The 26,089-nt window shown below is 43.0% G+C and carries 24 protein-coding genes; 16 read left to right on the forward strand and 8 right to left on the reverse strand.

The annotated features are described in order from the left end of the window. Positions 1-22: 22 nt before the first annotated feature. Positions 23-655, forward strand: coding sequence for an START domain-containing protein (locus DFP79_RS17520; protein ID WP_133505236.1), 633 nt, complete (start codon positions 23-25; stop codon positions 653-655). Positions 656-772: 117 nt separating this feature from the next. On the opposite strand, the gene DFP79_RS17525 is transcribed toward DFP79_RS17520, so the two are convergent. From DFP79_RS17525 to DFP79_RS17555, 7 genes are all read right to left on the reverse strand, one after another. Further along, positions 773-1,918, reverse strand: coding sequence for an ABC transporter ATP-binding protein (locus DFP79_RS17525; RefSeq protein WP_133505237.1), 1,146 nt, complete (start codon positions 1,916-1,918; stop codon positions 773-775). A 21-nt stretch (positions 1,919-1,939) separates the two neighbouring features. After that, positions 1,940-2,743: an ABC transporter permease gene (locus DFP79_RS17530; protein ID WP_133505238.1), complete on the reverse strand. Its 804-nt coding sequence runs from the start codon at positions 2,741-2,743 to the stop codon at positions 1,940-1,942. 2 nt (positions 2,744-2,745) lie between these two features. Further along, entirely contained in the window at positions 2,746-3,597 is an 852-nt protein-coding gene (locus DFP79_RS17535; protein ID WP_133505239.1) for an ABC transporter permease, read from the reverse strand. A gap of 199 nt (positions 3,598-3,796) precedes the next feature. Continuing rightward, positions 3,797-4,816: an ABC transporter substrate-binding protein gene (locus DFP79_RS17540; RefSeq protein WP_133505240.1), complete on the reverse strand. Its 1,020-nt coding sequence runs from the start codon at positions 4,814-4,816 to the stop codon at positions 3,797-3,799. Positions 4,817-5,164: 348 nt separating this feature from the next. Continuing rightward, positions 5,165-5,458 (reverse strand): DUF1330 domain-containing protein, encoded by a 294-nt coding sequence (locus tag DFP79_RS17545; protein ID WP_133505241.1) that lies wholly within the window; start codon positions 5,456-5,458, stop codon positions 5,165-5,167. Between the two features lie 15 nt (positions 5,459-5,473). Next, positions 5,474-5,872, reverse strand: coding sequence for a carboxymuconolactone decarboxylase family protein (locus tag DFP79_RS17550; protein ID WP_133505242.1), 399 nt, complete (start codon positions 5,870-5,872; stop codon positions 5,474-5,476). A 131-nt stretch (positions 5,873-6,003) separates the two neighbouring features. Further along, positions 6,004-6,669, reverse strand: coding sequence for a GntR family transcriptional regulator (locus DFP79_RS17555; RefSeq protein WP_133505243.1), 666 nt, complete (start codon positions 6,667-6,669; stop codon positions 6,004-6,006). Positions 6,670-6,918: 249 nt separating this feature from the next. Here DFP79_RS17555 and DFP79_RS17560 point away from each other — a divergent pair, with 249 nt between their 5' ends. The 6 genes from DFP79_RS17560 (at position 6,919) to DFP79_RS17585 (ending at position 12,194) form a co-directional block, all read left to right on the forward strand. Continuing rightward, the gene (locus DFP79_RS17560; RefSeq protein WP_133505244.1) at positions 6,919-7,518 is read left to right on the forward strand and encodes an amino acid synthesis family protein; all 600 of its coding nucleotides are present in this window, start codon (positions 6,919-6,921) and stop codon (positions 7,516-7,518) included. Continuing rightward, positions 7,490-8,305 carry an alpha/beta fold hydrolase gene (locus DFP79_RS17565; protein ID WP_133505245.1) on the forward strand — a complete coding sequence of 272 codons (816 nt, stop codon included), beginning with the start codon at positions 7,490-7,492 and terminating at the stop codon, positions 8,303-8,305. Before DFP79_RS17560 ends, DFP79_RS17565 begins: the two co-directional genes overlap by 29 nt. Positions 8,306-8,314: 9 nt before the next feature. Next, positions 8,315-9,223 (forward strand): flavin reductase family protein, encoded by a 909-nt coding sequence (locus DFP79_RS17570; RefSeq protein ID WP_133505246.1) that lies wholly within the window; start codon positions 8,315-8,317, stop codon positions 9,221-9,223. Further along, positions 9,220-10,254 carry an LLM class flavin-dependent oxidoreductase gene (locus DFP79_RS17575; protein ID WP_133505247.1) on the forward strand — a complete coding sequence of 345 codons (1,035 nt, stop codon included), beginning with the start codon at positions 9,220-9,222 and terminating at the stop codon, positions 10,252-10,254. The genes DFP79_RS17570 and DFP79_RS17575 overlap by 4 nt, the downstream gene beginning before the upstream one ends. A 10-nt stretch (positions 10,255-10,264) precedes the next feature. Next, entirely contained in the window at positions 10,265-11,755 is a 1,491-nt protein-coding gene (locus DFP79_RS17580) for an aldehyde dehydrogenase (RefSeq protein ID WP_133505248.1), read from the forward strand. A gap of 229 nt (positions 11,756-11,984) precedes the next feature. Next, positions 11,985-12,194, forward strand: a complete 210-nt coding sequence (locus DFP79_RS17585; RefSeq protein WP_133505249.1) for a hypothetical protein — start codon at positions 11,985-11,987, stop codon at positions 12,192-12,194. Between the two features lie 102 nt (positions 12,195-12,296). On the opposite strand, the gene DFP79_RS17590 is transcribed toward DFP79_RS17585, so the two are convergent. Then, positions 12,297-13,067, reverse strand: a complete 771-nt coding sequence (locus tag DFP79_RS17590; protein WP_133505250.1) for an IclR family transcriptional regulator — start codon at positions 13,065-13,067, stop codon at positions 12,297-12,299. 182 nt (positions 13,068-13,249) lie between these two features. Here DFP79_RS17590 and purU point away from each other — a divergent pair, with 182 nt between their 5' ends. The 9 genes from purU (at position 13,250) to DFP79_RS17635 (ending at position 26,076) form a co-directional block, all read left to right on the forward strand. Next, positions 13,250-14,110 carry a formyltetrahydrofolate deformylase gene (gene purU / locus DFP79_RS17595; protein WP_133505251.1) on the forward strand — a complete coding sequence of 287 codons (861 nt, stop codon included), beginning with the start codon at positions 13,250-13,252 and terminating at the stop codon, positions 14,108-14,110. A gap of 64 nt (positions 14,111-14,174) precedes the next feature. Next, a complete protein-coding gene (gene folD, locus DFP79_RS17600; protein ID WP_133505252.1) occupies positions 14,175-15,092 on the forward strand; it encodes a bifunctional methylenetetrahydrofolate dehydrogenase/methenyltetrahydrofolate cyclohydrolase FolD in 918 nt (305 codons plus the stop codon). Between the two features lie 3 nt (positions 15,093-15,095). Further along, the gene (locus DFP79_RS17605; RefSeq protein ID WP_133505253.1) at positions 15,096-16,343 is read left to right on the forward strand and encodes an FAD-dependent oxidoreductase; all 1,248 of its coding nucleotides are present in this window, start codon (positions 15,096-15,098) and stop codon (positions 16,341-16,343) included. Between the two features lie 28 nt (positions 16,344-16,371). After that, on the forward strand, positions 16,372-16,698 hold the full coding sequence (locus tag DFP79_RS17610) for a sarcosine oxidase subunit delta (protein WP_133505254.1): 327 nt from the start codon (positions 16,372-16,374) through the stop codon (positions 16,696-16,698). Beyond that, positions 16,695-19,640, forward strand: coding sequence for a 2Fe-2S iron-sulfur cluster-binding protein (locus DFP79_RS17615; RefSeq protein ID WP_133505255.1), 2,946 nt, complete (start codon positions 16,695-16,697; stop codon positions 19,638-19,640). The genes DFP79_RS17610 and DFP79_RS17615 overlap by 4 nt, the downstream gene beginning before the upstream one ends. Positions 19,641-19,643: 3 nt before the next feature. Continuing rightward, positions 19,644-20,285, forward strand: a complete 642-nt coding sequence (locus tag DFP79_RS17620; RefSeq protein WP_133505256.1) for an aminomethyltransferase family protein — start codon at positions 19,644-19,646, stop codon at positions 20,283-20,285. 677 nt (positions 20,286-20,962) lie between these two features. Then, entirely contained in the window at positions 20,963-22,885 is a 1,923-nt protein-coding gene (locus tag DFP79_RS17625) for a methyl-accepting chemotaxis protein (protein ID WP_133505257.1), read from the forward strand. 560 nt (positions 22,886-23,445) lie between these two features. Next, positions 23,446-25,377 carry a methyl-accepting chemotaxis protein gene (locus DFP79_RS17630; protein WP_133505258.1) on the forward strand — a complete coding sequence of 644 codons (1,932 nt, stop codon included), beginning with the start codon at positions 23,446-23,448 and terminating at the stop codon, positions 25,375-25,377. A gap of 336 nt (positions 25,378-25,713) precedes the next feature. Beyond that, the gene (locus DFP79_RS17635; RefSeq protein ID WP_133505259.1) at positions 25,714-26,076 is read left to right on the forward strand and encodes a FlxA-like family protein; all 363 of its coding nucleotides are present in this window, start codon (positions 25,714-25,716) and stop codon (positions 26,074-26,076) included. The last annotated feature ends 13 nt before the right edge of the window (positions 26,077-26,089 follow it).

The raw sequence follows: 26,089 nt of genomic DNA on the forward strand, positions 1-26,089 counted from the left end.
TTGGCCAGAGTTTACTCTATTCATGTCGTTCATCTTAAAAAACATAAGATTCAATGGAGTGGGTTTTTGCTTGCTGCTTTTTACTGCAAGTGCATACTCGCAAGAATGGAAGCTATATTCAAAAAGCACCTCAGTGGCTGTGTATTCGCGGCTAACGGAGGTAGGTCTAGAGGTCAAAGCGATTGCGACGGTGAGGTCTAAGCCAGACGCATTGCTTAAGCTTCTGGAGGATACCGACGCTGCTTCTCAGTGGATAGCAAACTGCAAAGCCGTTGTGGTGAAAGCTCGCCCGTCAATAAAAGAGCGATTAGTTCATTCCTATTACAATGCGCCGTGGCCTGTGCGGGATAGAGATATGGTGACGTACTCTTATGTTGTGTCTGATGGAGACGGAAAAGGCTATCGAATCGAAGTGACCGATGTAGGGCAAGATTTCCCTCAAGATCCTGCCTACGTTCGGATGGAGCAAGTGTCTGGTATGTGGCGTATTAAAACGATAAGCGATCAGCGTGTCCAAATATCGTATCAAGGTCGTGGAAGCGCTGCTGGTGCAATACCGAAATGGCTCTCAAACAAGCTATTGTTAGAATCTACAGCGGAGACATTTGAGAATTTAACGAAGATGATCGTTAAAATGAAATATCAGAAAGGTTAACGTACGCGGAACGGAGGCAAGAAGCGCACTTTGGGTCGTATGATATTCGTTCGAAATCTTCTTCTCTAATGGAACTCATACGAACGCAGAGTGCGTTGGATAACAAAAGCCTTCTAGTTAAGAAGCGTCCTTCTCAATGTCACTGCGTTCCCATTTTGAATACACTGAACTGTGCTGAACTTTCCAACGCAATCGAACTTTGGCTCCGGGTTCAATTTCTGGAAGGTCTGTCGCAATGGATTTACTCGTGACCAAAGACCCGTCGGCAGTAGTGATACTGCATGTCAGGCTCTCCCCTAAAAAGACGGATTCATTAACCGTACCAAACGCCTCGTTCTCATCGGTTTGTATGGGAGACTGCGTTGCTTGGTCTTCGCTAAGAACCTGAAGGTTTTCAGGGCGAATCATAAGCAGTGCTTGTTGATTAAATGGAACGTCGTGCTCGCTGTCTAACTGGATTGTTTGTCCTTCAAATGTGGCAGAGTTAGGCCCACTTACTTTTACTTTTAGGAAGTTAGAGCTTCCTAAGAAAGACGCAACAAAGGCATTGGGTGGTTTACGGTATAAGTCTTTGCCTGTGCCTAAACCAACGATTTTACCTTCTTTGAAGATTGCGATGCGCTCTGATAAACGCATGGCTTCATCCTGATCGTGTGTGACGTAAATGATGGTGATGCCAAGTCTTTTATGGAGTAAACGCAACTCATCTTGCAAGTCTTCTCGTAGTTTTTTATCCAAGGCTCCTAATGGTTCATCCATCAGCAATATATCTGGCTCGTATACAAGTGCTCTAGCAATCGCAACGCGTTGCTTTTGACCTCCTGAAAGCATGGAAGGGCGACGATCTGCAAATGTTTCTAATTGAACCAGCTTTAGAATGTCATCGACTTTCTTATCTCGTTCCGCTTTTGGGATCTTTCGAATATCTAAAGGGAAGCCAATATTGTCACGCACGTTCATATGAGGGAACAGGGAGTAGTGTTGAAACACCATTCCTATACCGCGTTTGTGCGATGGAATTTGAATAAGCGAATGTTCGTTTAATAATATTTCGCCAGAGGTCGGTGTTTCGAACCCAGCAATCATAGACAGCGTCGTACTTTTACCAGACCCACTGGAGCCTAAAAAGGTAAGAAACTCACCTTTTTGAATGTTTAGATTGATGTGATCAACCGCGGTAAAGTTGCCGTATTCCTTGTTTAGAGACTGTAAACACACTAAAGGGGAATGGGAAGAAGTGCCGTTGTTTGTTTGTAAGCTCATATCGATTCTCCTAGTGAGTGGTTAACGGTTGCTGTATCGACGGGCAAGGCCAGCCATAACCATAATGATTAAAGAAAGAAAAATAAGAAGGGTCGATGCAACCGCGATGACAGGTGTAAGATCTTGTCGTAATGTCGACCACATTTTTACTGGCAGTGTTTGCAATTCTGGACTGGCCATCATGACGCTGATTACAACCTCATCCCATGAAACAAGAAAGGCGAATAGAGCGCCTGCGAAGATACCCGGTTTAATAGAAGGGAAAGTCACCTTGAAAATGGCTTGTAGACGATGTGCTCCACAGATTACTGCCGCGTCTTCAATGGATTTATCGAATAAGCGTAATGAATTGATAATCGAGATGACGGCGAACGGTAAAGCAACAATGACGTGACTCACGACAAAAGCAAACAGCGTTCCTGTTAGGCCTAAGTTTAAAAAGACGCCATAAACGGCGACTGCAATGATCACCACAGGGACAATCATCGGAAGGGTAAAAAGGCTGTATAAGTAGTCCCGACCTTTAAATTTTCCGCGTACTAAAGCAAACGACGCAGGCAGCGCGATTAGTGTTGCGATAACGGATGTCAGCAAAGCGACTTGGAGGCTTGTCATTGCCGAGTCGATCCACTGTGGGTTTTCAAAAAACTTTTCGTACCATTTTAACGTCCATTTTGGCGGTGGAAACACCAACCAACGAGACGAGCCAAACGACAAAGCAACGATAAAGAAGATAGGGAGCGCTAAAAAAGCCGCAATCGCGCCAGTGATTACATACAGCGATGATTTAAGCTTCCATCCCATAGAACCTTGAGAAAGTAGCATAACTAGGCTCCTGTATTTGTTGAAACGGGTGAATCTGTTTGTACTTTCAGATAAAAGTAAAACATCACAATCGTTAGAATGATGAGCAATGCGGCCGACGCACTTGCAAGCCCCCAATTTAAGAAGGTTTGGATTTGCTGAACGATAAATTCAGGCAACATCATGTTCTCAACGCCTCCTAGTAATGCCGGAGTAACGTAGTAACCCAATGACATAACAAACACCATTAAAGCGCCTGAAAATAGACCGGGCTTACAAAGAGGTAAGAAAATTCTAAAGAAAACGGTGCGTGCTGGCGCGCCACAAATCGAAGCTGCCTGCAAAACCATTGGATCGATCGCACTCATACACGCCTGCAAAGGCAAAACAACGAATGGGATCATAATGTAGCTCATACCGATAATTACGCCGGTTAGGTTGTGAACCATTGTGATGGGCTCGTCAATAATCCCAATCGCCATTAAGGTTTTATTTATAACACCGGAGGTTTGAAGCAATACCAACCATGAATACGTTCGAGCAAGCAAGCTTGTCCACATTGACAAGAGAATCACACCCAGAAGCCAGCGTCCCCAGCCATTTGGCATGAGCGTAATGCACCAAGCGAGAGGGAAACCGAGCACGAGTGAAATAACGGTCACCAGAGTGGCTACGAGAAAGGTGTTAGAAAGAACTTGAACATAGGTCGATGTGGCTAGAAGTTGTTCAAAGTTTTGCAAGCCGAAACTTGGCTCAGTTAAACTTCTGAGTAAAAGACCTGCTAGGGGGATGAGAAAAAATACACATAAAAACAGCAGAATAGGGATTAATAGAGTACCTTCCCGCCACTTTTTTCTCGACAAAGTCATATACATGGTTGCGTACCTTAAAGCGTGAAAACAGTGCTATACGATGTGTATCGTGCAGATGGAGTTCTCTTAATACTGGGCTTTTAATTCTGGACAAAGCAGGATGGCGCAGGCCTTCCTAAAACAGTGGACTGATGAATTGCCCTGATAATGAAGTCGCTATCAGGGCAATAAAACCAAAGTTAAAACCGAAGCTTATTAAGGTCTATTTCAGTAGCCACTCATTCCAGCTTTTAGCAATATCTGGGCCATGCTCAGCCCAATATTTATAATCTAGAGACACCTGATCATCAGCGTAAGTTGTTGGCATAAATGCCATTAAGTCTTCACTGATCATAGAATCGCTTTCTTTGTTGATCGGAGAAAATGCCGTTAATTCAGCAAAATCTGCCTGACCTTGTGCGCTGGTGGAGTAGGCTAAAAATTTCATTGCAGCATCTTTGTTTTTAGCGCCTTTTGGAATGACTAGGAAATCAGACATTACAAGGTTTTGTTCCCAGCTCACGCCTACTGGTATGCCGTCTTCTTGCAGGGCAAACATACGACCGTTCCAGAATTGTCCCATTGACACTTCGCCTGAGGCTAGCAACTGCTGAGATTGAGCACCGCCACCCCACCAAATAATGTCTTTTTTGATGGTATCAAGCTTTTTGAACGCACGATCTAGATCAAGAGGGTATAGATCGGATTCGGAAACACCATCAGCAAGTAAGGCTAACTCGATTACGCCAGGGCTTGGCCATTTGTAAAGTGCTCGCTTGCCGGGGAAGGTTTCAGTATCGAACAATGCTGACCATCCCGCTGGTTGACCTGAAATTTTGCCCATGTTGTACGCGAGTACGAATGAGAAATAGAAGGAGCCGATACCGTAATCGGATACGAATCTAGGGTCGATATTTGATTTATCGATAATGGAGAAATCAAGCGGTTCAAGTAGGCCTTCTTTCGCTGCACGGTAGGCGAAATCAACTTCTACGTCGACTATGTCCCACTGAACGTTGCCACTTTCTACCATGGCTTTTAGTTTGCCGTAGTCTGTTGGACCGTCTTGAATGACTTTGATGCCTGTTTTACCTGTGAAAGGGGTTGCCCAAGCTTCTTTTTGAGCGTCTTGTGTAGAGCCGCCCCAACTGACAAAGTTTACGGATTCTTGTGCATAACCTTGAGTAACGCCTGCGCAGCATGCTGCGGCAATGATCGCTCCTCGTATTGTGTTCATCATCATGTTCTGTTCCTTTTGTGCTTTTAAATAGTTTTTGGTTTGAAACAATTGATGCAATGGTTGTTGCCACTGGATACATGATTATTAGCACTCTTATTGGTGTTTTTAGTTGAGTGAAAAATAACCTTGAAGTTCCATAATATGGTATACCATTTTTTATGCAAGTACTGATGTGGTTTTTTTTATGTACTTAAATTTCATTGATCAAAGTATTTTCGATCGTGTTAGAAAATTGGGAAAAAGAGGGGGCTCGATGATCGTTCATCGAGCAGTAACACAGTAGCGTGCCATTTAAGTGAGCACGGTTGATGGTGAACGGACAAATGTTATTTGCCCAATGTTGGGCGGAATTTACGCGAGTCCCTTCATAATAAGAATATGGGCGTGAGAGCAATCTTTTCTGTGCTCTCTTGCGGCTTGATACTCAGGAGACTGGTAACAGGCTAACGCTGTTTCGTAGGTATCAAATTCAAATACAACGGCACGATCAGGTGCAGAATCAAACCCTTCAATAACGGTAACGTTTTCACCTCTTGATAGCATTTTTGCACCGTATTTTTTTAGCGCATCTGGCGCTAAAGCGAGGTAATCTTGATATTGATCTTGGTTATGAACATCAACAAAAGCGATCCAATATCCTTTCATAAAATCACACCTCTTTTATTCTGAATCCTTTGCGGCTAACAGCCCACGTTCAGTAAGAATTGGTCGAGCGAGTCGGAAACACTCTACTCCTTGAGGAACCCCGCAGTAGATGGCGATGCTATGAATGATCGCGCGAATTTCTTCAAGAGAGACGCCATTATTGATGGCTCCATTAAGGTGGAGTTCCCATTCTTCCATCTTTCCAAGCGCAGCTATCATGGTTAGATTCATCATAGAGCGTGTTTTCGGCTCAATGGCATCGTCACCCCAACCGAATCCCCAGCACCACTCTGTCATTGCTTCTTGAAAAGGGCGATTAAAGTCATCTGCTTTTGCAAGATTGTTTTCAACGTATTCCGCACCTAAAGTCGATTTACGTTGTTCCAAGCCTAGTTCAAATCGTTCTTTGTTCATCTGTTACCTCATAGTGATTGAAAGAGGCTGAAAATCAGCCTCCGTTGTTTTCATCTCATTAGAGAAAGTAGCGATCAAGTCGAGAGGGTTTAAGCGGTTGAGTGTATCTTTATCTCGCTTTTTTCATCGGCTTAACCTTTTTGACCGTTCTGATCAAGATGAGTGGTTATTTCGTATGCTTCCTTTAAGTGTCTAGCGCAGATATCGCCTGCTTTTTTTGCGTTCTTTTCTTCCATCGCTTTTACAATGTCGTAAAGGTCTTTAGGTCCTGACTTTTTACGACCACTTGTGCTGAGAGTTAACCCTCGCAATCTTGATATTCTAGAATTTAGCTGCGCGACGAGATCCCAAGAAACATGTCGTTCGGCGGTTTTAAAGATGAGCTCGTAAAACTCTGTTGTCAGTACAAGCCCTGTTTTTATGTCATCTTTTTCAAGCGAAGATGCAATTTCTTTTTGCAGTTGGTACAGAGTATCGATAACGTCTTTCGAGGCTTTCTCACAACAGGCTGTCACTGCTGAACATTCAAGAAGAGCACGGATTTCGTATATTTCTTTTATTTCGTCTTCGCTCAGGGATGCGACGACAAAACCAGAATTAGGAATGCCAACCACGAGCCGTTCGCTTTCTAAGTGCCGGATGCATTCTCTTACGACGGTTCGGCTCACTCCCATTGTTTCACACAAATTGCGTTCAACTAGTCGGGCTCCTGGTTTTAGCACATTCCCGGTAATTGCGTCCCTTAAAGATTCTAAGGCATTTTCTTTGAGTGTTTTCGGGCGCTCGACCTTTAACATTCGACTTTTCCTTCCTCAATACAAATCAATAGTAGAGCGATTTTAGCACATTTATGATTGCACAATATTAGATAGTATGTTTATGTTTCCATATTATGGTATACCATATGACATCGTGACTGTGTTGTCACTCTTTGTCTTTAGTGCGTTTGTCTTTATCGCACGCTTAACTTCTCACGAAGTTCGAGGCTGCATAACGATAAAGAGGTCATTGATACACCGACAAAATACAACTGTTAGGAATTGAGTATGAGTTTAGAAATTCGAAAAATAGTGAGCTTTGAAGAAGAAACTTTCATTGAGGGTTTTAAAGAAGCAGAGAAGCCTCTGCGTATGTTTGCAGTTGCTGCTGTTGTAAAAAACCCGTGGGCAGGTCAATACGTTGAAGATTTGCGCCCTGTTGTACGAGATTACGGCCCACAACTGGGTGAACTGCTAACGAACAAAATCTGCGAGTTGGCGGGTGGCGCTGAAAACATAGAAGCATTTGGTAAAGCGGCAGTCGTTGGGTTAAACGGCGAAATTGAACACGCCTCCGCACTGATTCACACCTTACATTTCGGAAATTTCTATCGTGAAGCGGTAGAGGCTAAGTCATTCTTGTCGTTTACCAATACTCGTGGGCCGGCAAATGCGCCTATTTCTGTTCCAATGATGGATAAAAACGATGGGGGACGCCGCTCTCATTACTTAACACTGCAATTCAATATTAATGATGCGCCGTGTGCCGATGAAATCGTCGTTGTTTTAGGCGGCTCTTCGGGCGGTCGTCCTCATCATAGAATCGGTGATCGCTATCAAGAGCTTAAGGAGTTGGGACATGACATTGAAAATCCCGCAGCGGTCTAAGTCCATTACAGGACTGTCGTATGTGACATTAGGGCAAGGTGATCCACTTGTCCTAATTCATGGTGTGGGGTTGAAGTTGGAAGCTTGGTTCCGACAATTGGACGTTTTAGCTGAGCAATTCACCGTGTACCTGGTCGATATGCCAGGACACGGAGAAAGTGAATTGATGCCTGAGTGCACGTCGATTTCAGCCTACACAGATGTGATTGCTAAATGGATTGAGTGCGACATCCAAGCGCCTGTTGTAATTGCAGGGCACTCTATGGGGTCAATGATTGCGTTAAATTTTGGTATTCGAAACACACAAAGTTGTCGAGGTATCATCGCAATGAACTCAGTGTATCAGCGTTCAGAAGCTGCAAAGCGCGCAGTTTATGAGCGAGTTCAAGAAATAAAACAAGACATCGACAGTTTGGATGTCACTGCACCGGTAAAACGCTGGTTTGATTTCCCTCTTGAGGGAGAAAGCAAAATAAACGCTGAACTTTGTGCTCAATGGTTGAGTCAGGCCAACCTAGACGGTTATAGCCAAGCGTATGAAATATTTTGTATGAATGATGGCCCGTTAGACACCGATCTTGAAAATCTAGCCTTGCCAACTCTTTTTATAACTGGCGAAGGAGATCCAAATTCTTCTCCCTTAATGTCGTCTCGAATGGCCCAGTTGTGCCCGAGCGGGCAAGTTTATGTTGTTGAGCAAGCTCGCCACATGGCTCCAATGACCCATTCAGATGAAATAAACCCATTAGTGATCGAATTCTCTAAGCGCTGTTTTAATTCAGCATAGGAGGTTTTTATGAGTGATTTTGATGTACGCGAATTACGTAATGCTTTCGGATCGTTTTTAACGGGCGTAACGATTGTTACCGCCGTCAGTAAAAGTGGCGAAAAAGTCGGTTTTACTGCGAATTCTTTTACCTCTGTTTCTATGGATCCGCCATTATTGTTGGTGTGCCCTGCAACGAGGTTATCAAGCTATGATATCTTTGAGTCGTGTGATCATTTTGCCGTAAGTATATTGGCCGAAGATCAGCAAGACGCATCCAATATTTTTGCAGGTTCAAAAGGCGATCGTTTTGCTCAAGTCGCGTGGCACGAAGATGAGTTTGGCTCTCCATTGATAGACGGAGCGGTTACGCATTTTTCGTGTTCTTCATTCCAAAAAGTGCCTGCTGGCGATCATTTGCTTCTTATTGGTGAAGTAAAAGGGTTCTCAAGTTCTGAGAAATTTGGATTAGGCTACGCGAAAGGCGGGTATTTCAGCCTAGGGATGGAGCACAAAGCGGAAGAACATACTGACGCGGCTATCGCTCAAGTCGGAAGCTTAGTGGAATATCAAGATGCTCTATTACTCAAAAAAACCTCTGAAGGATATAGCTTGCCAGAAACATCCATGGCAGCGGGGCGCTCTTCACAATCCTCATTAAAAGAATACTTCCATTCGATCGGGATCAGTGCCGAGGTAGGTCAGGTTTTCTCCGTATATGAAAAAAGCCAAACTGGCAGTTTTAGTGCCTACTACCGAGCCGAAGCAAATTCAAAATGCGATGTTGCAGAGTGCGAATTTGTGTCATTTGACGCGTTAAGTGGCGTTACTTTTGCTTCTTCAGACATCGCGTCGATGGTGTCGCGCTATGTAGAAGAAAAACAAAATGGCGTATTTCGTTTGTATATTGGTAATGAAAAAGAAGGAGAGGTGCGATGAAATTTTCACTTTTTGCTCATATGGAGCGTGTTGACGAACATCAGCGTCAGCAAGATTTATATGATGAGTTTATTTCGTTGTGCCAAATAGCTGACGAAGGTGGTATGAGCACCATCTGGACGGGTGAGCACCATGGAATGGATTTTACCATTGCTCCCAATCCTTTCTTAAACCTGATTGACCTATCACACCGCACTAAGAATGTACGTCTTGGAACGGGAACGGTCGTTGCTCCGTATTGGAACCCGATAAAGCTTGCTGGAGAAGCTGCGATGACGGATATCGTGACGGGGGGACGGCTAGAGCTTGGTATCGCTCGTGGTGCTTATTCGTTTGAATATGAACGCATGGTTCAAGGGGGCATTGATGCATGGGAGGCCGGCGAACGCCTCCGTGAAATGGTGCCAGCGATAAAAGGTTTATGGAAAGGAAATCACACACAGGACAGCAAGCACTACCAATTTCCTAAAACGACTTCGGCTCCTAAACCGCTTACCGAAGATGGTCCGCCAATTTGGGTCGCTGCGCGCGATATTAACAGTCATGAATTTGCTCTCAGTAACCACTGTAATGTACAAGTAACCCCCCTTTGGCAAGGTCTGGATGAAGTCGAGACCCTAATAGCTAAGTACAATGAGGCGTGTAATAAATTCGATCGTCGTACCAAAATCATGATTTTACAACATGCTTATGTTGCAAATGACGAGTCCGAGTTAGATCGTGCCGCAGCGAAATTACATGAATTTTATTGTTATTTTGGTGCATGGTTTAAAAATGAAAGACCCATCAATCATGGTCTGATTGAGTCTTTAACAAAAGACGAAATTGAAAATCATCCTTTCTATAAGAAAGAAGCTATCCGCAAAGACTTAATGATTGGTACTTCAAAGCAAATTATTGAGCGTTTGAAGCATTATGAAGATCTAGGATACGATGAGTTCTCATACTGGTCCGACTCCGGTATGAGCCGTAGCGAGAAAGAAATCTCATTGCGCCGATTCATTGATGAAGTCATGCCTGCATTCAGTTAAGGAGTAATTTATGTCGGAGCAAAACTATCCTCATTATCCGTTGCTAATCGACGGGGAATGGGTGCAGGGAAAAGAAGGTAGGGTATTTGATTCCATTAACCCTGCCACAGGGCAGAAATGGGCAACATTTGCTTGTGCTGAAGTAGACGATGTCGATCGTGCTGTAAAAGCGGCGCGTCGCGTATTGTCTCAATCTAACTGGGGTGGATTAACGCAAACCCAGCGAGGAGCCTTGCTGTATAAATTGGCTGATCTATTGGAACAGCATTCGCAAACGCTTGGGGAGATTGAAACGACCGACAGCGGCAAACTGGCAGCCGAAACCATGTCTCAAGCGAAGTATGTTGCAAATTACTATCGTTATTATGCTGGGCTTGCTGACAAAATCGAAGGGCAAACATTGCCAATTGATAAGCCAGATATGCATGTGTTTACCAAGCCGGAACCCATTGGAGTGGTCGCCGCGGTTGTCCCGTGGAATGCTCAAATGTTTCTTACCGCGACGAAACTGGCTCCAGCATTGGCTGCGGGTTGCTCTGTGGTGATAAAGGCATCAGAAGTCGCCCCCGCTGCGATTTTAGAATTTGCTAAACTAATCGGCGAAGCAGGTTTTCCGGATGGTGTTGTGTCGGTTATTACGGGAGATGCCGAAGGCTGTGCGATTCCTTTAACATCCCATCCAGATATCGACAGATTGGCGTTTACCGGAGGGCCGGAAACCGCAAAACATGTGGTTCGTAATACGGCGAATAATTTTGCGGTCACATCGCTTGAACTGGGCGGGAAGTCTCCAATTTTAGTGTTTGATGATGCGGATTTAGAAAGCGCAACAAACGGCATTATCGCCGGTAACTTTGGAGCCTCGGGTCAGTCTTGTGTCGCAGGATCTCGCGTTTACGTACAAAGGCCACTTTATGACAAAATCATCGCCTTATTGCTGGAAAAAACCAAGCAAATTGTAGTAGGTAACCCGCTTGATTCAGCAACGCATATTGGGCCTTTGTGTACTATGGCTCAAATTGAGTGCATTGAATCCACCCTTGTGAAAGCGAAGGAGCAAGGTGCCAAAATATTAAGCGGTGGCCAGCGACTGTCAGACCTTGGATCCGAACATTATTTTGAACCGACGATTGTTGAGTGTCCCACCGACGATATTGAAACCCTAAAAGTTGAAATGTTTGGCCCCGTTCTGTCTATTGCTTGTTTTGACTCCGAGGAAGAGGCAATTGTGCTAGCCAACGATTCTCAATTTGGACTAGGATCTGGCCTTTTTACGGAAAACTTGTCCAGAGCTATGCGAGTGTCGCAAAAAATTCAGTCCGGTATTTGTTGGGTAAATACGTATCGAGCGGTTTCGCCTATTGCTCCTTTCGGTGGAGTGAATCAATCAGGGTATGGGCGAGAAGCCGGGATACAGGCTATTCAAGATTATATTCGTATACGAACGACTTGGATCAGTACTTCCAGTGAGCCGATGGGAAATCCATTTGTGATGCGTTAATGGTGGTCTAACAGGGTGTTGCTCGTAAGAATGCACTTTCTTTATAGGGAGGTGCATTTTTTTTCGTCGTCAGTTTAATAAGGTGAGAAAAAATAATCTATTACCTAAGATTATATCGTTTGTTATGCTAATTGCTTGTCGATATTATGCCTCTTAATGACAACGAGAGCAGATATATCTTATCAAGATATGATCGTCTCCAATCAAATTCACCATATTGGAGCCACAAATGAATTTAAATAACGACTATTACCTAGCTAAACCAAAATCAAATGCTCATGTATCTGATATTGAGCTAGACTTTTTTCATGCTCAACTAGAAGCTCATTTGTTGTTCGCAAAGTGGATTAAAGCGGGAATCCGCAAGATCGTTAAGTGTGTTGTAAGTCTTTCAAAAGCGTCTTTAACGATCCGCCCTGTTCAGTTCGCTAAACGCTAAACACAACATATTCATTTACCCCTTTAAATGTATATGGAACATGGATGTTCACCCTAAATTTTTCTTTTCGATTCTTTTCTTTTTCTTATCTCGCTTTATCTTTTAAGGTGTTTCTTTTGAAATAGCCTTTGCCGTTTCCAGCAATAATGTTTTTGCTTCTTCAAATTGTTCCTGATTGTTCATGATTTGGTCCGCGCCAGAAATGTTGATCGCAGCAACGGTTTTCCCTAAATAATTGGTCACAGGTACGGCGATTGCGGTAGCGTTGTCAGATCGGTTACTAGAATATCCTTGATGCCACTCTTTTTTTAACAGTGTTTTCAGTTCTGGGAGGCTTTGAGGGTGAGGTCCTGGATAACGGTCTAGTTGAATGGTCTGATACATTGCATTGAACTCAATGTCGCTTAACTGCTGCAATAGTAATCTTCCCATGGCGTTCGAATGGCAAGGTAATCGAGCGCCGACAGGCATATTTACTGATAAACGCTGTGCAGCTTGCGCTCGGTAGATATAGACAGTGTCTAACCCATCACGTATGGCCAAATGACAAGAGATAGAAGTATTGTCGCGCAGTGCGTTTAAGTGAGGAGCAGCAATGTCGACAAGATCTTTCCCCGCCAAAAAAGCAAAGCCTCTGGAAACAACCTGCGGTCCCAGTTCGTAAGCATTGCGTGTGACTTTTTTCAGATACCCCATGTCCAATAAGGTTTGAACAATACGATACGTTGATGATGCGCTTACTCCTAGTTGGTCTGCAAAATCTTGAGTGCTTAATACTCGATTTTCCTTATCAAACATTTCGATGATTTGAAGCCCTCGTGCCAATGCTGGTACGTAGTAATCAGGCACCTTATTGTTGGTGGATTCCGGCATTTTCTTCCTCATGTAAAAATATTTTTCATATTTGAATAAAATTAGGTGATAGTTACTTAAATATTGTGATTTTGTTTTCAAAATAAAATTTATTTCAATATATTGAATTTAAACCTGTATTTAAAGTGATAAGTACAAAAAGTTTATTCATATATGTATTTAAAGATTTAGAGGAGTGATTCATGTCTCAACCGAAAGAGTTCGTACTGAAAGCCTCATGTGATGCAACAAGTGGAATCGTGGCGTCCGTTTCTACCTATTTGGCAGATCACGGGTGCTATATTTCTGAAATGCATCAATACGATGATGAAGACACCCAACGCTTCTTCATGCGTGCTCTGTGTAAGGTCGAGTCTGATGATAATTCTATTAGCAGTATTCGAGCAGGTTTGGATGATCAAGTTTCGCGCTTTAATATGGATTGGAGTATCTATGATATGGATGAGCCAGTCAGGGTGCTACTAATGGTCAGCAAGTTTGATCACTGTTTGGATGATCTGCTTTATCGTCACCGTAAAGGTGAGCTTCCGATGGAAATCACAGCCATTGTTTCAAATCATAAAGACCTACGATCTATGGCGGAGCGCGAAGGTATTCGTTTTGTCCATTTGCCTGTGACCAAAGAGAATAAATTCGATCAAGAAGATGCATTGATGCAAATTGTTGAAGAGACCAATACCGATTTGGTTGTATTGGCTCGCTATATGCAAATTCTTTCGGATTCCTTGTGTAAAAAATTGCACGGTCGTGCGATTAATATCCATCACTCTTTTCTACCCGGTTTCAAAGGTGCTAAGCCTTACCACCAAGCCCATGAACGTGGCGTTAAGCTAATTGGTGCGACCGCACATTATGTCACTTCAGATTTAGATGAAGGCCCAATCATTGAGCAAGCGGTTCAGCCTGTTGATCATACTTATTCATCTGAGCGTCTCGTGGCCGTTGGGCGCGATACGGAAACCGTTGCTTTAGCAAATGCGGTGCGTATGCACTTAGAACATCGTGTATTCATGTACGGCAATAAAACGATTGTTTTTAAATAACCTTCAATACGTCTTTTAGGTAATGAAGCAGAAAACCAAACGACAGTTTAGATAAGGTGGCAACGTGGCGGATAGAATTGACGGGAAACGTCTTGCGAATGGTCTTATTCAGGGACTGACTAAAGAGGTTGAACAGTTTAAAGCGAGCCATAATGTGGTTCCCGGTCTGGCCGTGGTTCTAGTCGGCCACGATCCAGCGAGTCAGGTGTATGTATCGAGTAAAGTAAAACGCGCAAAAGAAGCGGGGCTTAACTCAATTGAGCATTACCTCAGTGAAGACTGCTCTCAATCCGAGTTAGATGGTGTGATTGAGCAGTTAAATTCCAACCCAAATGTTCATGGAATATTGGTTCAGTTGCCGTTGCCTTCTCACCTTTGTGAGAAAAAGGTGATCGAATCCATTGCGCCTGAAAAAGACGTAGATGGATTTCACCCTCAAAATGTCGGACGTCTTGGTACAGGAGAGGCGAGTCTAACGCCGTGTACGCCACTCGGTTGCATGCTGATGTTGCGTCAACATTTTGGCGACTGTCTAAGTGGCCTCTCTGGAAAACACGCTGTGGTGATCGGGCGTTCTAATATCGTTGGCAAGCCAATGGCACAGTTATTGTTGCAAGCCAATTGCACGGTCACAGTTGTTCATTCTCGCACTCAAAATATTGAGTCATTGTGCCAACAAGCCGACATATTGATTGCTGCAGTCGGCCAACCTGAAATGGTTAAGTCGAGCTGGGTGAAAACAGGGGCTGTTGTCATTGATGTGGGAATCAATGCAATAAGCCGAGATGGAAAACGAAAACTAGTAGGGGATGTTGAGTTTGACTCTGTTTCTGGTGTTGCGTCAGCGCTGAGCCCTGTGCCCGGCGGAGTAGGGCCCATGACGATCGCGTGTTTGATGCAAAACACATTAACCGCAGCTAAAAATCAAATTAACTTACCGACCAATAAACCCTTTTCAGCTCAAATGCAGACGGAGATGTAAGCGATGCCTTTTTCATTACTGAAATACGGTCTTAAAAATGACTATCCTTTCGAGCAAGACGCAGACCTGCCATCGCCGTCTGAGCTTAAAAAACACTACGATGTTGTGATCATTGGTGGTGGCGGACACGGCGTCGCCACGGCGTACTATTTAGCGAAGTATCACGGCATTACTAACATTGCGATATTAGAAAAAGGTTATCTCGGTGGCGGGAATACTGCTAGAAACACCGCGGTTATTCGCTCGAACTACCTCACTTCAGAAGGCGTTAAATTCTACAAAGAATCCGTGGATCTATTTCAGGGGCTTTCGAATGAGTTTGATTTCAACATCATGTATTCATCTCGTGGGCAACTGACGCTGGCGCATACTGATGCCACCGTGCGCTCATTTCGACAACGTACTGAAGTCAATAAGCACTTCGGTGGACGAACGGAACTGATTGACCCTCAACAGATTAAAGAACTGGTTCCTACATTGAATATGAACCCTGCAGACATGCCTGTGTTGGCGGGGCTTTGGCATATTGATGGCGCAACAGCACGCCATGACGCCGTTGCATGGGGTTACGCTAAAGGTGCGACCCAACGAGGTGTTGAACTACACCAACTAACAGAAGTCGTTGATGTCATTGTTGAAAAGGGTCGAGCAACCGGAGTTAAAACGAATCGCGGAACTGTTCATTGTGATTGCGTGATACAAGCGGTGGCGGGACACAGTTCGCTTGTTGCGGCAATGGCTGGAATTAAAATGCCGATCACGACCTATCCATTGCAAGCGATGGTCACTCAACCGGTAAAACCGTTTCTTGATCCTTTGGTAAGTTCGTCTGCATTGCATTGTTACGTACAGCAAACGGGCCGTGGAGAGATCGTTTTTGGTGGGGGCTCAGATCCTTATCCGTTGTATAACACTCGTTCTACGCTCGACCTTAAAGAAAGTCTGCTGGCTCATGCGGTTGAAATGTTTCCGTTTATGGCAAATCTAAAGCTCATGCGTCAATGGGCAGGTATCACCGACATGACGTCGGACTACAGCCCGATTATGGGGTTAAGTCCTGTTGAAAATTATTATCTTGATGCCGGTTGGGGTACATGGGGCTTTAAATCAACGCCAATATGCGGAAAAACGATGGCGGAACTGGTCGCTTCAGGAGGCAAGGTGCCCGATCTTATCGCACCATTTTCAATGGATCGATTTGATGAGTTCCGTCAGGTTAACGAAATGGGTGCAACGGCTGCGAGCCACTAATTAAATGAGATGTGAGGAGCAGTGACTCATGAAATTAATGAATTGTCCGCTAAACGGACCACGTAACATCAGTGAGTTTGTCTACGGTGGGGAAGTCCGCCCTATGCCAAACCAAGCGACCTGTTCAGACAAAGAATGGGCAGACTATGTGTTTTACTCTGATAACAACATCCGCATCGTCAAAGAATGGTGGTTTCATTCTCCATCAGGTTATTGGTTTATTGCTGAGCGTCACACCGCGAGTGACGAAATTGTTAAAACCTATGACTCATCCGAGCTTTTTAGTGAACGTGTTGAATTCAACGCTCCTGATGATCAACCTGCACCAGTTTTGCAAACGGAGGGGCTAAAATGAGCATAAATAACCGCTTATCCGCACCAAAAGGTCTTTTTATTAACCGGGATAAAACGGTTAAGTTTGAATTCGAAGGCATAGAACATGAAGGGTTTGAAGGCGATACGATCGCCAGCGCTTTAATCGCAAATGATCAATGGCTTATGTCTAGATCATTCAAGTATCATCGTCCTCGTGGTCCATTGACCATGGCAGGGCAGGATGCCAATACACTGGTGCAACTTCCATCAGAGCCGAATGTGCTTGCAGACAGAACGCCTTTGTCTAACCAGCTTAAAGTCCAAGGGCAGAACTACAACGGTTCGTTAGAAAACGACAAAGACGAAAAATTGGGTTTGGCGGGGCGTTTTATGCCTGTTGGTTTCTATTATCGATCGTTCTATAAACCGAAAGGTGTATGGGACAAATGGGAACCCTTCATTCGTAAAAAAGCAGGTTTAGGTACTGCTGATTTAACGTTTGATCCGATTCATAAAGATACAGATCAATATTACGACAAAGCCTATCTATTTCACGATGTCGCCGTCATTGGCGCGGGACCTGCTGGGTTAGCCGCTGCACTAAAAGCTGCGGATGCGGGCGCAAGTGTTTTGCTGGTGGACGAAAACCCAATCCTTGGTGGTGCATTGAGCTATCATCGATTTGATGTAGAGGGCGTTAAAGCGGCCACGCTTCGTAACAAACTTGTGTCTCGTATTGAGGAACATGAAAACGTTCAAATCTTAACGAATGCGACGTGTAACGGATGGTTTACTGATAATTACCTGCCCGTAATTCAAGGCACTCGAATGTATAAGGTTCGCGCCAAACAATGTGTGGTTGCGTCAGGAGCGTTTGAGCAACATGTGGTGTTTCGTAATAACGATGTCCCCGGTGTTGTCATGTCCAGCGCAGCGATGCGCTTAATGTCTCAGTATGCAATAAAGCCCGCGCAACGAGCGGTCGTCTTAACAGGAAATGACGATGGGTATTTGTGCGCGTTAGAGTTAGCGGAAAATGGTGTTACCGTTCCTATGCTGATTGACATGCGCGCACAGGCAGATGACCTGATATTGATAGAAGCGGTGAAATCCAAAGGTATCGCGATTCAAAATAACGCGACGGTCTATGAAGCGATTCCTTCATCCGATAAACGTCATTTGGCTGCCGTTGACGTGCGCGGGATCGTTGGAAAAGGCGCAGTTGCGGAGGGCGGCGTTACTATTCCATGCGATATGTTGTGTATGTCTGCGGGCTATATGCCTGTATATCAGTTGTTGTGTCAGGCAGGTGCGAAGCTTAGCTACGATGATATGAGTTCCCGGTTCTCCTTAACGAATCTTGTTGATGGTTTGCATATTGCCGGTTCTGTTAATGGTGTGCATGAGCTGGAGCTTGTTGTCAAAGACGGCGAATACGCGGCATCTAAAGCACTGATTGCATTGGGGCTTGAAGACAATAATCACAACACAGCGACTCAAGTGCTTTGCACTAAGCAAACGAATTTTGATTGGCCTATTTTTAAACACCCTAAAGGTAAAGACTTCGTTGATTTCGATGAAGATTTACAAGCAAAAGACATCGTTAATGCCACGCGACTTGGATATCGTGATGTTCAGCTTGTGAAACGATTTTCTACCGTAGGAATGGGGCCGTCCCAAGGGCGTCATTCTGCACTACCTACTGCTCGATTGGTGGCCGATGCCACTAATCGAACGGTTACTGAAACGGGGGTGACTACTGCGCGTCCTCCCTTTGTTCCGGAGAAGCTGGCCAACATTGCAGGGCGAATATTTAGCCCTCAAAAACGCACGCCGATGCATAAGCGACACCTTGAACTTGGTGCACACATGATTCCCGCTGGTATTTGGCGTCGCCCAGCATTCTATGGCGACCCTAAAAATAGGGATAAGATTATTCAGCAAGAATCTCAACAGGTTCGTAACGGCGTAGGGATGATTGATGTTAGTACATTGGGAGGTCTTGAAATTCGCGGAACCGACGCTGCGGAATTCATGAACCGAATATACACCTTCGCATTTTTAAAACAGCCTGTTGGAAAAACACGTTATGCAGTATTAACCAATGAGCAAGGGGTGGTTATTGACGATGGCGTCTCTTGTCGAATAGCAGACGATCATTATTACGTTACTGCTACCACCAGTGGTGTCGATGCTGTGTATCGTGAAATGACAAAGTGGAATGCACAGTGGCGTTTAGACGTCGATATTACTAACGTAACCTCAGCCTTTGCAGCTGTAAATGTCGCGGGGCCAATCGCTCGAAACGTGATGAACAAAGTGTGTAATGACGTTGACTTCAGTAATGAGTCGTTCCCTTATCTGGCGTACCGAGAAGGAACAATAGAAGGCATTCCGGTTAGATTGATGCGAGTAGGGTTTGTAGGAGAGCTAGGTTACGAGATCCATATGCCGGCTTTGTTTGGCGAGTTTCTTTGGGATCTACTTATGGTTGCTGGTGAAGAGTTTGGGATGCAGCCTTTTGGGGTTGAAACACAACGCCTTTTACGTTTAGAAAAAGGCCATATCATTGTGAGTCAGGATACTGACGGTATGTCTCATCCAGGAGAGTTGTCACTTGATTGGGCTATTAGCCGTAAAAAGCCGTTCTTTGTGGGGCGTAAATCAGTCGACATAGTTATGGCAAGAAAGCAGACTCGTAAATTAGTTGGCTTTAAGCTTCCACCTTCCGCTATCAAACCGAAGGAAGGGCATATCGTGCTCGAAAACGATCGCGATCCAACGTGTGCCATCACAGGGAATATAACGTCAAGTGAATATTCCAGTACAATCGGCGCCAATATTGGCATGGCTTTTGTGGGGATTGATCAGCAAGATGTTGGTAATACGTTTCCTATTCGGGTAGACAATGGCGCCGTGGTCATGGCTGAAGTCGTTAAGCTGCCTTTTTACGATGCAAACAACGACCGTCAAGAGGTATAAAATATGACTGCTTTAAATAATGATTTCAACCTAAGTGCAGCCTCTCATCTACGACGTAGTGTTGTTGAAGTAGAGCAACAGGTCTCGCCTAACGCGGGTGTCACGATATCGAACCATACTGTAAAAGCGCGAATTGGATTTCGTGGCAAAGGCGCCATTGCGTTTTTGCGGGAGCAAGGTGTCACTATCCCAGAAAAGCCAAACCAAGCTACTTTCAGTGGTGGTTTTGCCGTATTGCGATTGAGCTTTACGGAAATTTGGCTATTGGATATTGAGTCGGATTCGAATGAAACATTTGAGCCTAAGCAAAAAAGCAAAAGTGAATATATTGCAGCCTTGGAGAGTGCGGCAAAAAATAGCCCCGACGTTTACCGACTTTTCTGTCAGCATAGCCATGCACTCTTTTCCTTTAACGAACGAGATAAAGGAACGCTAGCGAACTTATTTGCTAAAATCTGCGGTGTTGATTTACGAGAATCTGTTTTTCCGTCGGGTAGCATTGCTCAAACTTCGGTTGCTCGTGTTAATGCTGTTGTGTTTAAACAGGTAATATCAGAAAAAACCGAAAGATATTACCTTCTTTCTGATATTTCCAGTTCAGAGTATCTGTGGGATGCGTTAGTCGATGCAGCAGGAGAATTTTAGATCCTAGTGTTATTTCTACCTTCTATATAAGGGAGGTAGAAATAAACGAAATTTTGTTGTTTTTCACTGAAAGTCCCAAAGGGCGTGCCGGACATCGAGTTAAATTTTCGCTGAAGCCAGTGGACTTGTTCACACCTTCCCTAGATAAGTAACTCCTTGTAAAAACTCACATAGAATATAAAAGGGAGTTACTGGTAGCTCAAAAACAAAATCACTTTTGGTATATATAGTTCTGTGAATGTTAGCTCGTATAGCATATAACGTTTTTTTAGTTTATTTCTATCTTAGCAATTTCTTTATTTTCTCAGTTCTATCCAGCTTTAGTGGTGTACTAATTTACTTCTTAGCATGGATTGACAGTCTAATGTCTCAAAGTCTAAAGTTGAGCCCTGTTCAAATTTGAGTGACAAAGGGAAGTTTGTATAGTCGACGGAGGGAAGTCGTTGCCGTCACTTATGATTGATGTTCTTATTATGTACTTCATTTGCACTTTTAGTGCGCTATTGTCTTATATTTGAACAGTTCGTTCATGTATAAAAACCTTACTTTACAACCAAAACTTATCTTTTCAGAGCCTTACTATAATTCTGTTTTCCATATGCTATGATGCCGCGAAATATAACGCCCATCTTCTCTTTATTGATCAGAGATCAAATCCTTAAGATAAAAACAGTATTATGACCATTAAAAACAAACTATTTGGAACACTTTTTATACTTTCAGTACTTATTTTGTTAATAGGTTCAGTTTCATACTTCACCTTACATTCAGTAAATAATGAAAATAATATTCTGCATGAGATAAATACAGCAAATAGAGAAGTGTCGCTGGCTCGATTAGCTCAAGAAGATTACATGATCGCAGAAAAAGAGCAGTTCAAAATTGAATTTTATGAGCATGTCCGCAATGCAAAGGGGATTATTTTAAATGTCCAAAAGCAAATGGATACGCACTCTAATTTTTCTGCTATTAAAACCATCCTAGATGATATTATAGAATTCGAACACTCGTTTGATGATTTCTATGACAATAAGAAAAGTGCAATATTAGCACGTAAAAAGTTTGACAATGAAGCTGCAAACATCTCCAAAAGTATAAACGCTGTATTACTTTCTATTGCTCACCACTTTGCTGAAAATAGACATGATTTTGAAGAGTTTAATCGCTATAAAAATGCAAAGTTTTTAAAAGATCACTTAAATGATATTCGTGTTTGGGTTTGGAAGTACAATACAAAGCCTACAGAGAAATCAGCAGATTATATTGAAAAAGAAATTTCTATTCTGGCTGAACAAGCGGAAACATTACAGAAGACGATGTTATCTGAAAATACCAAAAAGCTATTGGTAGAATTGAACGACAGCGTCTTGGTCTACCAGCACCTTTTTCGTGAAACGCATAAGACAAATATCAAGTTATCGAAAGTAACATCAAATATGTTCTTGTTGGCGTCGGATATCAGTAAAACGATGCGCCTTTTAGTTGAGTCCGAAACGGCTCAACTAAAAGTGAAGTCAGCACGTCAGATTTTTTCCATGGAAGCGATCGTTGTTGTTGCATTATTGGTTGCCTTGATAATGGGCTACTATCTATATACATCGATCATGACTCCATTATTAAAATCCATTCGCTTTTCTAAATATATTGCTGAAGGTGATTTAACACATACGATAGACGTTGTCGCCAATGACGAGTTTGGATCACTTAATGCCTCACTTAATCAATCTGCGCATTCGCTCTCAAATATGATCAGTAATTTGAAGTTGTTAACAAGCGACATCCAGCAGTCTAGTACATCAATGACTCAATCGGTCGCAAACTCAAAGAAATCCGCCGACAATCAACTAATGGAAACCTCTGCGGTTGCTGCTTCTGCGAATGAAATGGCCGCTGCGACCCATGAAATCTCAAGCAATGCGACGCAAGCCTCTGGGCAAGCGAAAAGTGCCGAGGAACAAGTTGAAATAGGCATATTAAAAGTAAATGAGACGCTTGAAGCCGCGGGAATGCTATCCAAAGATATGAATAAAGCGGCGGATATGGCGGGTAAGCTAGAAGAAAGCAGCGCTAACATTGCAGAAATTATAGACGTTATACGAAATATTGCAGATCAAACAAATTTGTTAGCGTTGAACGCAGCCATTGAGGCAGCGCGAGCTGGCGAACAAGGTCGTGGTTTTTCTGTTGTTGCAGACGAGGTTCGAAGCTTAGCATCAAAAACTCAAGACTCGGTCGATCAAATTTCAAATATCATCACGACCATTCAAGCGGGTTCCGAGAACGTAGTGCATGCGGTTAACACTTCTCAAGCAGGCGCCAAAAATGTGGCGGAATTGATGGAAGAGTCCGAAGCCGTCTATAACTCGATTGCACGCTCTATTGATTACGTGACACAAATGAGCATCCAAGTGTCCGCAGCCTCAGAGCAGCAGGTAAGCGTAACAAACGAAATCAATGTAAACGTTCAGAAAATTAGCGACCTTTCGGGTAGGAGTGTTGACAATTTACAGAGCATTGAAGAAGAAATTCAAAGTCAGGAACGCCAGTCTAACGATCTTCTGACAGCGATTAACTTCTTTAAACTTGCCGAAAAAAGCTAGTGGAATATCTTGTAGTTCCTGAATTCAAGTTCGAATTTTACCCATAGTGTCGCTTCCACTAGGGCGCTTTGGGATAATTCTCTACCGTAGGTTATACTGGATTGCACTTGTAACGAATTCCAAGTCCGGCGTTTAATAATAGTATAGATTTCAATCGTCGCTCAAATCTCTCTTATCTTTATATGTTATGTGTTCTATGTTTCATATGGAATATCTTTCGCGTTTAATACGTTTTCGTCTTACACATAATAAAAAGAAACTATTCGAAATTCTGGAATATGCGTCTCATTCCCATTTATCTGATTTTTAAATTTCTTCCTTATTTTCGTTTCTTATTAATAAATATTTTTTAAAAATAGCATATTAATCTTCGTTACTTTCTGATCTGAAAATAATATTTTTCATTAGATTGCTATATATTTGATTCAAGTCACTATTTTGATTTTTTAATTGTGTGTAGTATCTGCGCGAAATAGTATTTGCCCGTGATATAGGCAAAGGAATGAACAGTTTTTATAATTATTGAAAAAGTTATACAGATTTAAATATAAAGGTATATGATGAACTGGAACAAATTGTCTATAAAAAGTCGCATGTTTAGTGTTTTGGCGTTACTGCTGGTCCTGTGTTTTGTTGCTTCTGCTTATCTTCGCGCATCTTCAACGGTTTCATTAGAATTGGAACAGCTTGAAACTGAAGTCCTTCCTAGTCATTTGGAGGGTATTCACTCTCAACTAAACGCTGAAGTAAAACCATTAATTATTACCTCTGAGTTGATGGCAAACGATGAATTTATTAAGAAATGGTTAATAAATGGTATGCCGAATGATCAACTTTCTACAATCAAAGAAAGTATGAAATCGATCATCAATATGGTGGGTAGCGATTCATCGTTCTTTGCAGTGAGTTCTGATAATGGACTTGAATTCTTGAGTCATGACGGAAGAAAGTTTGAAAAGGTTCCATTGGAGAGTTATCCCTATAAGCAGTTCTACCCCAACTTTTTGGCAACACAAAAAGACTACGAGTTAAATCTACAATACGAAAGCGAAATGCTTTACATCAACTACAAGAGCTTTGATGTAAACCCCAATACTCATAAGCCGTATATTGTTGCTGGGTTGGGGCTTGAGGCTAGCAAGCTAATTGAAATGGTGAAGAAACTCAAAATTGGACATAGCGGGCGCGCTATGTTGGTCACCGAAGATGGCGAAATTCAAGCCAAAGGTGTATCTTCTTCGATTCATGAGCTTGGTCCTCAACACCTCTCGAAACTTATTTCAGATAAACACAATATCGTGATCGATGAAGTAGAAGTGGGCGATCATATGCATTATTTAGGTTCAATTTGGATGCCGCTTTTAAGTCGCTTTATCGTCATTGATGTTCCTCGAAGCCAAGTAATGGAGCCTATTTATAAGCAAGTTAAGACTGATGTTGTTACGTCGTTAATTTTTATTGTGGTTATGCTTGGTATTTTGTACTGGCTCATTGGGTCGCTCGTGAGCCCAATTATTCGTATTGCGAAGGATGTTCGAGAAATATCGAAGAACTTGAATCTAGGTTATAAAATCACCAGTACAGATGAAGCGGAAATTGGGGCGTTAGCAAATGAAATCAATCAGTTGATTGGTACAATTAAAGATTCTTTAAGCAGCGTTAACCACACGGTTTCTACTACAGATGGTGCTATCTATGGGCTGAACCAGCAGGCAGATCAATTATCTGAAGCGTCTGAGAATGATAAACAGTCTGTTCAGCGTATTTTTGCATTGACGCAAAACATCGCAGAGCAAAGTACAGAAGTAATGCATGTAGCGACAAAGGCCGGTGAACTTTCTGTGCAAAGTAATAAAGAGCTTAAAGAGGCAAATCAAGAAGTTCATCACAGCCTCGGTTTTTTGCAGGAACTAGAACATGATATGACTCAAAGTAAATTGAGTTTGGATGAGTTGAACGACAATATCGAGAAAATCATGTCGGTACTAGATGTTATTACGTCAATTTCAGACCAAACAAATTTACTTGCGTTAAATGCTGCGATTGAGGCCGCCCGAGCAGGCGAACACGGCCGAGGGTTTGCAGTGGTTTCGGACGAAGTTCGAATGCTTTCACAGCGTACTAGTCAGTCTACTTCTGAAATACAGACCATTATTACCCAGTTAAAAAATGCGTCGGCGCAAATGACCAATCGTGTTGATGTCGCGTGTGAGAAAAGTGTCGAAACATTACAGAGCCAGAAAATGGTTGCTGAAAAAGTGTCATCTTTAGATGCTTTCTTACAGCAATTATTTGATATTAATGAACATGTTGCTGAGCGTGCAAGGGTCGCAGATGTTGCAGTGTCTGATATTAACGCTCTTCTTGAAATGTTGGCGGATCAAAGCGAACAGACATCAGAGCTGTTTAACGAAAGTCGCCAAAGCACTGGATCAATTGGTAGCGAAATGACCAACCTCAAAGAAAAAGTCAGTTTATTCCAAGGTATTTAAGCCAAATCATTCTCTTTAGCCGCAATCAAAAGCGGTAATTCATAAGCCAACTTTGCAGAGAGGGTCAGCAGGGTTGGCTTATATTGCTTACCTCTTATACAAAACCATTTTTTGAAACAAAAATGAGTAAGATGTGTATGAAATATAAAGAGATATCTTATATTTCCACCCCTGATTTTTAGCCTACTTTCCTCCTTATTTGTCGCTCTTGTGTAAGTCTATTGAAAAGAGCCTTAAGATAAAGAAATGGGGTTCGATATGTAAAATGAGCGTCATAGAGGTGCGCATAATTGCCCTGATTTGTCGCTAAATTTTCTTACTAAATGGAGCCTACGCATGAGCGCTATCTCAATGGACCTTAGTTCAATTAAAGTACAATCCTCGTCCAGTTCATCATCAAGCAGTCAATCTAAAATAGAGCAATTAGAATCCAAAGTAGAAACATTGGAGGAAGAGCTTTCCGCGCTGTATGAGGAAACAGAATTATCAGAGGAGGATCAGGATCAAGCGGATCTGATTCAGCAACAAATTACGATGCTGCAAGCGCAAATTGCGAACCTTGAATCGCAGCAGGCAGATAAAGCGAAATCTACTGAAAAGACAGACAATACGGATTCATCTAATGAAGAGTTTGAAGGTGAAGATGACGACGATGATCCTGATGCCACGCTAGGAACTGCGGTCGATACGTACGCCTAGCAACACGGCTAGT

It is taken from the genome of Marinomonas balearica, assembly GCF_004362145.1.
Taxonomy (GTDB): domain Bacteria; phylum Pseudomonadota; class Gammaproteobacteria; order Pseudomonadales; family Marinomonadaceae; genus Marinomonas; species Marinomonas balearica.